Source organism: Pseudomonas sp. A214, assembly GCF_900156295.1.
GTDB lineage: Bacteria > Pseudomonadota > Gammaproteobacteria > Pseudomonadales > Pseudomonadaceae > Aquipseudomonas > Aquipseudomonas rhizophila.
This window is the reverse complement of the sequence record NZ_LT707062.1, coordinates 4658085-4669586: the sequence shown is the minus strand read 5'-3', so window position 1 is coordinate 4669586 and position 11502 is coordinate 4658085. Positions and strand designations below refer to the sequence as shown.

9 protein-coding genes are annotated in these 11502 nt (G+C 62.9%); 8 read left to right on the top strand and 1 reads right to left on the bottom strand.

What is annotated here, in order from left to right:
• Window positions 1-59: 59 nt before the first annotated feature.
• The gene (locus tag BW979_RS20840) at window positions 60-1010 is read left to right on the top strand and encodes a GlxA family transcriptional regulator (protein WP_076385495.1); all 951 of its coding nucleotides are present in this window, start codon (window positions 60-62) and stop codon (window positions 1008-1010) included.
• A gap of 183 nt (window positions 1011-1193) precedes the next feature.
• Window positions 1194-2672, top strand: a complete 1479-nt coding sequence (locus BW979_RS20835) for an ATP-binding protein (protein WP_076385494.1) — start codon at window positions 1194-1196, stop codon at window positions 2670-2672.
• On the opposite strand, the gene BW979_RS20830 is transcribed toward BW979_RS20835, so the two are convergent.
• The gene (locus tag BW979_RS20830; RefSeq protein ID WP_047229363.1) at window positions 2619-5429 is read right to left on the bottom strand and encodes an ATP-binding protein; all 2811 of its coding nucleotides are present in this window, start codon (window positions 5427-5429) and stop codon (window positions 2619-2621) included. The two genes, BW979_RS20835 and BW979_RS20830, sit on opposite strands and share 54 nt — an antisense overlap.
• 381 nt (window positions 5430-5810) lie before the next feature.
• Between BW979_RS20830 and BW979_RS20825 the strand changes: the two genes are divergently transcribed.
• The 6 genes from BW979_RS20825 to ycaC all read left to right on the top strand — a co-directional run bounded on the left by BW979_RS20825 (window position 5811) and on the right by ycaC (window position 11418).
• Window positions 5811-6632, top strand: a complete 822-nt coding sequence (locus BW979_RS20825; RefSeq protein WP_047229364.1) for an alpha/beta fold hydrolase — start codon at window positions 5811-5813, stop codon at window positions 6630-6632.
• A 132-nt stretch (window positions 6633-6764) separates the two neighbouring features.
• On the top strand, window positions 6765-7712 hold the full coding sequence (locus tag BW979_RS20820) for a LysR family transcriptional regulator (RefSeq protein ID WP_047229365.1): 948 nt from the start codon (window positions 6765-6767) through the stop codon (window positions 7710-7712).
• Entirely contained in the window at window positions 7709-8122 is a 414-nt protein-coding gene (locus BW979_RS20815) for a DoxX family protein (RefSeq protein ID WP_047229366.1), read from the top strand. Before BW979_RS20820 ends, BW979_RS20815 begins: the two co-directional genes overlap by 4 nt.
• Complete coding sequence (locus BW979_RS20810; protein ID WP_047229367.1) at window positions 8115-8741, top strand: antibiotic biosynthesis monooxygenase; 627 nt, start codon at window positions 8115-8117, stop codon at window positions 8739-8741. The genes BW979_RS20815 and BW979_RS20810 overlap by 8 nt, the downstream gene beginning before the upstream one ends.
• Window positions 8742-8885: 144 nt before the next feature.
• Complete coding sequence (locus BW979_RS20805) at window positions 8886-10724, top strand: amidohydrolase (protein WP_076385492.1); 1839 nt, start codon at window positions 8886-8888, stop codon at window positions 10722-10724.
• A gap of 58 nt (window positions 10725-10782) precedes the next feature.
• Window positions 10783-11418: an isochorismate family cysteine hydrolase YcaC gene (gene ycaC, locus BW979_RS20800; RefSeq protein ID WP_076385491.1), complete on the top strand. Its 636-nt coding sequence runs from the start codon at window positions 10783-10785 to the stop codon at window positions 11416-11418.
• Window positions 11419-11502 lie beyond the last annotated feature (84 nt).

Below are 11502 nucleotides of genomic sequence, written 5' to 3'. Positions count from 1 at the left end.
GAGCTGGCTCGCTCCCACAAGTGGCATCTGCAGGTCCTGAATATTTTGGCGTATTTTCGATGAAAACCGTTGCAATGGTGCTGTTCCCGGATTTTTTATTGCTCGACATGGCCGGGCCTCTTGAAGTGTTTTCCATCGCCAATCGTTACCTTGAACCCGATCTTCGTTATCAATTGCTGACCCTGGGAACCGAGCGCGGCGCGTTGCGAGCGTCCAATGGCGTGGCGGTACAGGCCGATATTCACATCGACCAGGCTTGGGCGGCCTATGACGTGTTGCTGGTGCCGGGTGGCCCGGGCGCCTATAACGACCAGCATCCGGGATTGCACACCTGGTTGCGCGCGGCAGCGCCGCGGGCCACGCGCTACGGTTCCATTTGCACCGGCGTATTTGTGCTAGGCGAGGCAGGGCTGCTTGACGGCTATCGCGTCACCACCCATTGGCACTACACCGAACGCCTGATTCAGCGTTTCCCCAAGGCACGGGTGGAGACCGACAAAATATTCCTGCAGGATCGACGCTTGTTTACGTCCGGTGGGGTCACCGCCGGCATCGACCTGGCGCTGTCCATCGTCGCTCAGGACCACGGTCGTAAAGTCGCGCTGGATGTGGCCAAGGTGTTGCTGGTGGTGATGAAGCGCCAGGGCGGCCAGGCGCAGTTCAGCCCGCTGGTGGCGGCGGTGGCGGCTCAAGAGTCTGCCATTACCCGGGTGCAGCATCATGTGATGGAGCACCTGGAGGAACCGTTCACCATCGAACGCATGGCCGCGATCGCCGCCATGAGTTCGCGCCATTTCGCCCGGATGTTCGTTCGCGAAGTGAAGATGACGCCCATGGAATTCCTGCAAGGCGCGCGCATCGACCGCGCCCGCCAGTTGCTGGAATCCACGGATTTGCCCCTCAAGACCGTGGCGTTTCGCAGCGGCTTCGGCAGTGTGCGGCACATGCGCTTGCTGTTCAGTGAAAAGCTTGGCCTGACCCCCGTGCAATACCGCCAGCAGTTCAGTTGAGCCGTCGGTGTCCGTCCAGGGCACCGCAATGTCCGTGATGCGCCCTGTGCCAGCATTGTCCTCTGGGCGATGGCTGCCAAGATAACCGCGAACCCTCTGGAAAGGATGCGCAGGAGCCAGGGCAGACGCGTTCGGATCGCCGTAGTGTCATGCCCGCGATGGTTATCCGGCGCTGGATCGCCCATGAACAGTTTCGCCAGACCCGACACCGAGCCGGCGGTGTGCTTCGGCCCGTTTAGCTTTTATCGCCAGCAGCGACTTGTCACGCGTGACGGCGAGCCCCTGGTATTGGGCGGTCGCGCCCTGGACATTCTTCAAGTGTTGCTGGAGAACGCCGGTCACTTCGTCAGCAAGCAAGCGCTTATCGCGCGCGTCTGGCCTGACAGCGTGGTGGAAGACATCAACCTGCGGGTGCACATCGCGGCGCTGCGGCGGGCTTTCGGTGACGCGGCGCAGGGGGCGCGCTACATCCTCAATCATCCCCGGCAGGGCTATTGCTTTGCCGCGCCCGTGGTCGTGGATGCTGACGTCGAGCAGCCGATCGAGCGCCACAACCTGCCCGCGCGCCTGAGCCCGGTGATCGGTCGCGACAAAGTGCTGGGCCGGTTGCTCAGCGAGGTGCCCCGTCAGCGCCTGACCACCGTGACCGGACCGGGTGGGGTCGGCAAGACCACCGTGGTGCTGCGGGTGGCCGAACTGTTGCTGGAACACTTTGACCACGGTGCCTGGTTTGTGGACCTGTCCGCCATCAGCGACCCGTCGCAGGTGACGAGGCAGGTTTCCCGCACCCTGGGCCTGGGACATGGCGCCTTGGGCCAGCAACTGAAATCCTGGCGGGTTTTGCTGGTGCTCGATGGCGGCGACCATCTGCTCGACGCCTGCCGGGACCTGGCCCGGGCGTTGGGCGTATCGGCCCCGCAGGTCTCGCTGTTGTTCAGCAGCCGCGAGCCCTTGAGTCTGACGGATGAGCGCGTCGTACAATTGCCGGGGCTGACAGTGGCCTCGCCCGGTGAGCCGGCGCACCAGATATTGGCGTGTCCGGCCGTGCAGTTGTTGATCGATCAGGTCGCTGCCCGGCAGCAGGGTTTCGAGCCCAATGACCGTGAGCTGGCGGTGATTGTCCAGATATGCCAACGCCTGGACGGGTTACCGCTGGCGCTGGAACTGGCGGCGGCCCAGGTGGGTGTGTTGGGCGTGGCGGGGGTCTTGGAACAGTTGGATTGTGGGCTGTCACTCTTGAACCATGGGCGCCGCACGGCTGTGGCGCGCCATCGAAGCCTGGAGGCCATGCTGGATTGGAGTTTCGAGCGTTTGAGTGACGATGAGCAAGCCGTGTTCCAGCGCCTGGCCGTTTTCGATGGGCCGTTTACGCTCAAGGCTGCGCTGGCCGTCATCAGTTGTGCCGAGCTGGAAGCAGGGCAACTGCCTGGTCTGCTGTCACGGCTGGCGAACCAATCGCTGGTCATGGTTGAGCAGTGCGTGGACGGGGTTCGGTTCCACTTGCTCCACACCACGCGCGCCTATGCCCTGGAAAAATTGCGGCGCAGTGGTCAGTGGGCTGTTTTCAGTCGGCGCCACGCGTTGCAAGAAGCTTGGGAGGTGCGTCGTTCAAGGCCCCAGCCGTCGGGCCAGTTTTTGCAGGAGCGCGCCAGCTTGCTGTAGGTCGGGGGTGTCGAACCCTTCGCTGAAACGACGATAGACCGGCCCGAGCAGATCCTGGGCGGCATGGTCCATGCCCCGGCGTTGCCACAGCCGGGCCAGGGACATGGCGCTGCGCAATTCCCAAGCCAAGGCATTTTGCCGCCGGGCCACCGTCAGGGCGCTCAGCAGTTGCTCTTCGGCGCAGCGCTCAAGGGCGGGGTCGTTTTGCGCCAGCAGGGCTTCGGCATCGGCCCGCAGGATCTCCGCCGAACACCAGCCTGCCGCACCGTTGCGGGCGCGTTCGACCTGTGCCTGGTTGACGCAATCGATGCGCAGGGTGACAACGATGTCCTGGATCAGTCCGGCGTTGGTCGAACTCGCTTCCAGGGTTTCGTCATCGAAAGCGCGGGCATAGTGGCTGGCCCAGTCATGGAACAGCATGACCGAATGTTTTTTCGCCTGGTGCTTCAACAGTTCGAGCCTTTCCCGGGCGCGTGAATGATCGCCGTTGTAGTGCGCAATCACACAACCGCTCAGCGCCAGGGTGTAGCAGATCGAGATGCCGTGGTTGATCTGCAAGGCAATCTGCAGCGCAAGATCGGCGGTGCGCCGGGCTTTTTCGGCAAAGCCTTGCAGCCAGAGAATGCGCGCCAGCACGGTCAGTGCCGCCACGCTCTGATCGTATTGCACGCCGAAGCCGTGGGAGAAACGGCTGAGGTGGCCGCTCTGGGCCAGGCGCTGGATCACTTGTTCGGCATCACGCCGGGCGGCCGTCTGGTCGCCGGTGAAATGCTGCGCCAGCACCCGCAGGCGTTGGGTGCTCAAGGACAGGGTCGGGTCGCCGTGCATGCCCAGTCGGTCGAAATCCAGGCTTTGCTCCAGCGCCTCTTGGTAGTTGCCGCAGCTGAGGTTGACGGTCATGAGCCCCGACACGGCTCGCAGCTCGCCAGCCAGGTCCTGGCATTGTTGCGCCAGGCCCCGGGCCGTGATGAAGGCTTCGACAGTGGCAGGCGTGCCGCCTTGGGTATGGTAATTGAAACTGGCATGGGCCAGTTCCAGGGCCAGGGTCAGTCGTGGGCACGGCACGGGGCTGTGGCGCAATAACGCCCGCGCCTTGCTCACGTAAAGCCCGTGCTCCCTGAGCAGCGACAACTCCTGCCAGAGGGGCAGGGTGCGGGCAGTCAGGCGGATCGCTACCGCGTGCGACCCCTGCGGGCCCAGCCCCCGGTCGAGCGCGGCACGGATGTCGTCGCGATAGAGGGCGTAGCGGGCGATCCACTGCCGCGTGGGGGTCGTTTCCCAGTCTTTTTCGGCATGCTCCATCAGCGTCAGGCAGCGCTCGGCGTGACGCTGGTGGCTGGCAGCCAGTTCCCCGGCTTCAGTCAGTTTTTCCAGGGCATAGCTGCGGGTCGTGTCCAGCAGGCGATAACGCACCTCTTCATCGCCGACCTCGACGTTGAGCAGCGATTTGGCGACCAGCTGGCTGACCGACATCAGCACCTGGTCCGGCGCGATATGTTGACCCACGATCACCGCTGCGGCCGACGCCAGATTGAAGCTGCCCATGAACACCGCCAGCCGTCGCAGGCAGGTTTGCTCGCAGTCGGTAAGCAGCGCAAAACTCCAGTCCAGCGTGGCCCGCAGGGTTTGCTGGCGTGGTGCGGCGACGTTGGTGTCGTTGTGGAGCAGGGCGACGCTGTCTTGCAGTTGCCGGTGAAGTGCCTCCAGTCCGAATACCCCGATCTGACCGGCGGCCAGTTCGATGGCCAGGGGGATACCGTCCAGCCGACGGCAGATGTCGACCACCAGCGGTATGTCCTGATCCGTCAGCTCGAAGCTGTCATGACTGGCCATTGCCCGTTCGGCGAACAACTGCAGCGCCGGGAACTCCAGGGCCGGATACCCCTTGATGGGCATCTCCCGGGGGGGGAACGCCAGGGAATCCAGATGCTGCACGTGCTCGCCTTCGGCCCGCAGACCTTCGCGGCTGGTGGCCAGGATGTGCAAGTGAGGCGCACCGCGCAGCAGGGTTTCACTGAGCTGGGCGATGGCATCGATCAGGTGCTCGCAGTTATCGATGACCAGCAGCAGGTGTCGCTCTTTGAGTCGCCGGGTGATGGCATCCAGCGGGTCGCCTTCATGCAGTGGCAGGTCCAGCAGCGCACACAGGTTTGGGGCAATCATGCACGGATCGTTGAGCGACGCCAGGTCCAGCAGGTAGGCACCGTCGCGGTAGTGACCGATCAACCGCTCAGCGACACGCAAGGCGACGGTGGTCTTGCCGATCCCGCCGGCCCCCACCAGGGTGATGAAACGTTTTCTCGGCAGCTGGGCCACCAGGTTTTCCACCAGGCCCTGGCGTCCGATCAGCCGGGTGCGGCGCGGCGGCAGGTTGTGGGCCAGGGAAGGGTGCGGGATGCGCGCCAGTTGCTCGACCGGCTCCAGGGACACCGGTGCGACGAAACTGTAACCGCGCTGCGCCACAGTGATGATGTAACGCTGCCCGGACTGGCCGTCTCCCAGGGCCTTGCGCAGCGCCGCCACGTGCACCCGCAGGTTGGTGTCTTCCACCACGCTCTTGGGCCAGACACGGGCCATCAGTTCGTGCTTGCTCACCACGTTTCCAGCGTGTTCGAGCAATACCAGCAGGATCTCCACTGCCCGGCGTCCCAGGCGCAACGGCTGCCCGGCCTCCAGCACCAGCCGCTGGCGAGGATGGACGCGGTAGGGGCCGAAATGCACCGTCTGTTCGACAGGCAGGTTGAGGTATTGGCTCATGTTGCTCTCAATGTTCTGATCCCGGTGCAGGGGCTTTTCCCGAGCATATTCCTCAGGTTTTGTTTCAAGCGCAACGGTGAAGGGCCTTCTCACTGGCAAACACACAACCCTCTGGTTGCTAGAACCTTGTGGCGAGGGGATTTATCCCCGCTGGGTCGCGAAGCGGCCCCAAAAGCCCAATCCCCCATGAATCTGACACACCCAGGTGTCAGTCTCGGGACTGCTTTGCAGTCCAGCGGGGATAAATCCCCTCGCCACAAAAAAGCCGTCTTCATCGCGGCTTAACACGCCGGTTCCAAAAAAATTAACAACGTTTAACTCACGCAAATGCCCCCTCTGACCGGACCATTGAGCAATCCACCCACCTCAAGGAGTCACGTCATGAGCACCTTCATCACCCGCGACGGCACCGAGATTTACTACAAGGATTGGGGCAGTGGTCAACCAGTGGTCTTCAGCCACGGCTGGCCGTTGAACTCGGACAGTTGGGAGGCGCAGATGATGTTCCTGGCGTCCAACGGTTACCGCGTGATCGCCCATGACCGCCGCGGGCACGGGCGCTCCAGCCAGCCTTGGGACGGCAACGACATGGACACCTATGCCGATGACCTGGCCGAGCTGATCGAGCGGTTGGACCTCAAGGAAGCGGTGTTGCTGGGCTTCTCCACCGGCGGTGGCGAAGTCGCCCGCTACATGGGTCGTCATGGTGCCGCCCGCGTCGCCAAACTCGGGCTGATTTCGGCGGTGACCCCGTTGATGCTCAAGACCCCGGCCAACCCGGGTGGCTTGCCCGTGCAGGTGTTCGACGGTTTCCGCCAGGCCTCCCTGGCTGACCGATCTCAGCTATACAAAGATGTGGCCAGTTCGTTCTTCGGTGCCAACCGGCCGGGCGCCAAGGTCTCCCAGGGCATGATCGACTGGTTCTGGATGCAGGGCATGCTCGCCGGTCACAAGAACACCTACGACTGCATCAAGGCGTTCTCGGAGACGGATCTGTCCGAAGATCTGCGCAATATCGATGTGCCGACCCTGGTGGTGCATGGCGATGATGATCAGGTGGTCCCCATCGAAACCGCCGGTATCGCCGCCGCCAAGTTGCTCAAGAACTCGCAGCTGCTGATCTACCCCGGCGCGCCGCATGGCCTGACCGATACCCACAAGGACCGCCTGAACGCGGACCTGCTGGCGTTTATCCAGGGTTGACCAAGCCGCAAGCCTGTGGGAGCGAGCCTGCTCGCGAAAGCGGTGGGTCAGCTGGCACTTATGTCGACTGTGTTACCACATTCGCGAGCAGGCTCGCTCCCACAGGACCGGTATTCAACAGGAACAACACCCATGAACCGCAATGATTTACGCCGCCTCGACATGAACCTGCTGGTGATCTTCGAGGCGCTGATGTTCGAGAAGAACCTGACCCGTGTCGCCGAAAAGCTGTTCATGGGCCAGCCGGCGGTAAGCGCTGCACTGGGACGGCTGCGGGATCTGTTTGACGATCCGCTGCTGATCCGCAACGGTCGCGGCATGGAGCCGACGCCGCGGGCCCTGGCGATCCTGCAGGAACTGCAGCCGGCCATGGACACGATCTCGGGCGCGGTCAGCCGGGCCAAGGCTTTCGATCCATCCACCAGTTGCGACGTGTTCCGCATCGGTTTGTCCGACGATGCCGAATTCGGCCTGTTTCCACCCTTGCTCAGTCAACTGCGCGAAGAAGCACCCGGCATCATTGTGGTAGTGCGCCGGGCCAATTTTCTGCTGATGTCTTCGCTGCTGGCCAGTGGTGAAATCAGCGTCGGCGTGAGTTACACCACCGACCTGCCGGCCAATGCCAAGCGCAAGAAGTTGCGCGACATTCCCTGCAAGGTCTTGCGCGGCGACCAGCGCCCTGGGCCGCTGACCCTGGACGAATACTGCGCGCGGCCCCATGCCATGGTTTCGTTTTCGGGCGACCTGAGCGGCAATATCGACCTGGACCTGGCCCGCATTGGTCGAACGCGCAAAGTGGTGTTGGCGGTGCCGCAGTTCAGCGGTCTGCGAGCCTTGCTGGCAGGCACCGAACTGATCGCCACCGTGCCTGACTACGCCGCCTGCGCGCTGGTGGAAGGCTGCGCGTTGCGCGCGGAGGATCCGCCGTTCCAGATCAATGCCGCCGAGTTGTCGATGGTTTGGAGCGGTGTGCATGACAACGATCCGGCCGAGCGCTGGCTGCGCTCGCGCATTGCCACCCACATGTCTCAATCGTTACCGGCCGCCGCCTATGCGGATCTGGATGGAGTACAGCGATGAGCAATGTGCACGAACGTTCCCTGCAGGATCTGGGTTTGCTGTTTCTGCGCCTGAGCGGTGGGCTGTTTTTACTGTGGGTCCACGGGCTGCCCAAGCTGTTGCATTACAGCGTTGAGCTGACGCGCATCGAGGATCCGTTTCACCTGGGCGCCGCGCCCACCCTGATGCTGGCGATTTTCGCCGAAGTGCTTTGCCCCCTGTTGATCATGGCCGGGGGCCTCGTGCGTCTGGCGTGCGTGCCCATCCTGTTTCTGCTGGCCGTCGCACTTGTGGTGGTACACCCGCAGTGGACCCTGGAAGAAGGGCAGTTCGGCTGGCTGCTGCTGATTGTATTTACCAGCGTGTTGATTGCCGGGCCTGGGCGCCTGGCGATGAACACGCGTTTTGTTGGAGTGCTACGTCATGTCTGAACCTCAAACCGTTGAATCCACCAGCGGCCCTGCAAAACCCGGCTTCGACGAAATCGTCACCCTGGTGATCAAGCATCGGATCAAGTCCGGCCAGGACGCGGCTTATGAGGCCTGGTTGCGCCGCACCGTGCGGGTGGCTGGTCAGTGGCCTGGGCACTTGGGTGTGGATGTGGTGCGGGGCAAGCTGGGCGGGCTGTCGCTGTTTACCTGCGTGCTGCGTTTCTGCTCCACCGAGGCGATGCAACGCTGGCTGGACTCGCCCCAGCGCCGCGAGCTGGTGGAAGAGGCCGCGCCGCTGCTGGCTGATGGCGACCAGACCGAAGTCGCCCCCCACAAGGAGTTCTGGTTCGCCCCGCTGGCCGATGCCGCCATTCCTCCGCCACGCTGGAAACAGGCGGTGGTGACGCTGTTGGTCATCCTGCCCCACACCTTGCTGGTACCGCTGATCTGGGGGCCTGTGCTGCAACTTCACGCATTTCTTTCCAACTACGTAGTCGCCACATTCCTGATCACCCTGACCATCGTGCTGTCGGTGGTGTACGTGTGCATGCCGCTGGCCACCCGCCTGTTCGCGCCGTGGCTAGAAGCCTCTCAAACCCACGAACACCTGGAGCCCTAAGCAGCGCCGAGCTGTTGTGACAAACACTGTGGTGGCGAGGGGGGGTTGTGGCGAGGGGATCTATCCCCGCTGGCTGCGGAGCAGCCCCTTCTAAATGCCAGCACCGATTGATTCACCTGCACATTTTTCGCCAAAGGAAGTCCGATGAACGCCGATCTGATTCTATTCAATGGCCAGTTCCATACCGTCGACCGTGAGAAGCCCCGCGCCAGTGCGGTCGCCATCAGCCAGGGGCGCTTCGTCGCGGTAGGGACCGACGCCGAGGCCATGGCCCTGCGCGGCAGCGGCACCCAGGTTATCGATCTCAAGGGCCGCACCGTCATTCCCGGGCTCAACGACTCGCACTTGCACCTGATCCGTGGTGGCCTGAACTACAACCTGGAACTGCGCTGGGAAGGCGTGCCGTCCCTGGCCGATGCCTTGCGCATGCTCAAGGACCAGGCCGATCGCACACCGACGCCGCAATGGGTGCGGGTGGTGGGCGGCTGGAACGAATTCCAGTTTGCCGAAAAACGCATGCCGACCCTGGAAGAACTCAACCAGGCAGCCCCGGACACCCCGGTATTCGTCTTGCACCTGTATGACCGTGCCTTGCTCAACCGCGCGGCGCTACGAGTGGCCGGCTACACCCGGGACACGCCAAACCCGCCGGGCGGCGAGATCGTGCGCGACAGCAAGGGCGAACCCACCGGCATGCTGGTGGCGCGGCCCAACGCAATGATCCTTTACTCGACTTTGGCCAAAGGGCCGAAGCTGCCTTTGGAGTACCAGGTCAACTCCACGCGCCAGTTCATGCGTGAACTCAATCGCCTGGGCCTGACCAGCGCCATCGATGCCGGCGGCGGCTTCCAGAATTACCCGGATGATTACGCGGTGATCGAGCAGTTGGCACGCGAGCAGCAGTTGACGGTGCGCATCGCCTACAACCTGTTCACCCAGAAACCCAAGGAAGAACTCACCGACTTCAAGAACTGGACCGGCAGCGTCAAATTGCACCAGGGCGATGACTTCCTGCGGCATAACGGCGCCGGTGAGATGTTGGTGTTTTCGGCAGCGGATTTTGAAGACTTCCTCGAACCGCGTCCGGACCTGCCACCGGGCATGGAGCAAGATCTGGAGCCGGTGGTTCGACACCTGGTGGAACAGCGCTGGCCGTTCCGCCTGCATGCCACCTATGACGAATCCATCAGCCGCATGCTCGATGTGTTCGAGAAGGTCAACCGCGACATTCCGTTTAACGGCCTGCCGTGGTTCTTCGACCACGCCGAGACCATCACACCGAAGAACATCGAACGCGTGCGAGCGCTGGGCGGCGGTATCGCGATCCAGGACCGCATGGCCTTCCAGGGTGAATATTTCGTCGACCGCTACGGTGCCAAGGCCGCCGAGGCCACGCCACCGATCAAGCGCATGCTGGCCGAAGGCGTGCCGGTGGGGGCTGGTACCGACGCTACTCGGGTGTCGAGCTACAACCCCTGGACCTCGCTGTACTGGATGGTCAGCGGCCGCACCGTCGGTGGCCTCTCGTTGCACGAAGAAGGCCTGCCGCGCCTGACGGCGCTGGAACTGTTCACCCATGGCAGCGCCTGGTTCTCCTCGGAGCAGGGCAAGAAAGGCCAGATCAAGGTTGGCCAACTGGCGGACCTGGCGGCACTGAGCGCGGATTTCTTCAGCGTCGAGGAAGAGGCCATCAAGTGGATCGAGTCGGTGCTGACAGTGGTCGACGGCAAGGTGGTGTACGCCGCCGGCGACTTCGAAAAACTCGGCCCCGCCAGCGTGCCGGTACTCCCGGACTGGTCGCCGGTGGTCAAGGTGCCCGGCCACTGGCGTCCGACTTCACCGTTGCAGGCGCAAGTCCACCAGTGCAGCGGCCCGTGCACGGTGCACGCCCATAGCCATGAACGGGCGCGGCTGTCGAACGTTCCAGTCAGCGATTTTCAGGGCTTCTGGGGCGCGTTTGGCTGCTCCTGCTTTGCCTTTTGACTGACACACCGATTCTCCCACATTGTTTTTCAATACATCCATCCAAAGGAGTCATCCCATGAGCAACGTTCCTGCTTACGCTTACAATCGCCTGAACAAGGACGACGCAGTCGTTCTGCTGGTCGATCACCAGACGGGTCTGATTTCCCTGGTCCAGGACTTCTCGCCCAACGAGTTCAAGAACAACGTGCTGGCCCTGGCTGACCTGGCGAAATTCTTCGGGCTGCCAACCATCCTGACCACCAGCTTCGAAGACGGCCCTAACGGTCCGATCGTGCCAGAGCTCAAGGAAATGTTCCCGGACGCGCCGTACATTCCGCGCCCAGGCCAGATCAACGCCTGGGACAATGAAGACTTCGTCAAGGCGATCAAGGCCACCGGCCGCAAGCAACTGATCATCGCTGGCGTGGTAACCGACGTCTGCGTGGCATTCCCGACGCTGTCGGCATTGGCCGAAGGTTTCGAAGTGTTTGTCGTCACCGACGCTTCGGGTACGTTCAACGAAACCGTGCAACAGGCGGCCTGGGTGCGCATGACGGCTGCCGGCGCGCAGATGATGAACTGGTTCTCGGTGGCCTGTGAGTTGCACCGCGACTGGCGCAACGACATCGAAGGCCTGGGCAATCTGCTGTCCCAGCGTATCCCCAACTACCGCAACCTGATGAACAGCTATTCGGCGCTGACCGCCAAGTAAGCTGAGTGGTTGCTGCTGGATGACGCCCGCCTTGTGCGGGCGTTTTTGCGCCTGGCATCCACTTTTCGGCAAGCTGATCGGCCG

What these genes read in the sequence shown, in the direction of transcription:
- BW979_RS20810 (WP_047229367.1), top strand. Translation starts at nt 8,115, where the DNA reads ATGTCTGAACCTCAAACCGTTGAATCCACCAGCGGCCCTGCAAAACCC.
- BW979_RS20820 (WP_047229365.1), top strand. Translation starts at nt 6,765, where the DNA reads ATGAACCGCAATGATTTACGCCGCCTCGACATGAACCTGCTGGTGATC.
- BW979_RS20835 (WP_076385494.1), top strand. Translation starts at nt 1,194, where the DNA reads ATGAACAGTTTCGCCAGACCCGACACCGAGCCGGCGGTGTGCTTCGGC.
- BW979_RS20815 (WP_047229366.1), top strand. Translation starts at nt 7,709, where the DNA reads ATGAGCAATGTGCACGAACGTTCCCTGCAGGATCTGGGTTTGCTGTTT.
- BW979_RS20805 (WP_076385492.1), top strand. Translation starts at nt 8,886, where the DNA reads ATGAACGCCGATCTGATTCTATTCAATGGCCAGTTCCATACCGTCGAC.
- BW979_RS20825 (WP_047229364.1), top strand. Translation starts at nt 5,811, where the DNA reads ATGAGCACCTTCATCACCCGCGACGGCACCGAGATTTACTACAAGGAT.
- ycaC (WP_076385491.1), top strand. Translation starts at nt 10,783, where the DNA reads ATGAGCAACGTTCCTGCTTACGCTTACAATCGCCTGAACAAGGACGAC.
- BW979_RS20840 (WP_076385495.1), top strand. Translation starts at nt 60, where the DNA reads ATGAAAACCGTTGCAATGGTGCTGTTCCCGGATTTTTTATTGCTCGAC.
- BW979_RS20830 (WP_047229363.1), bottom strand. Translation starts at nt 5,429, where the DNA reads ATGAGCCAATACCTCAACCTGCCTGTCGAACAGACGGTGCATTTCGGC.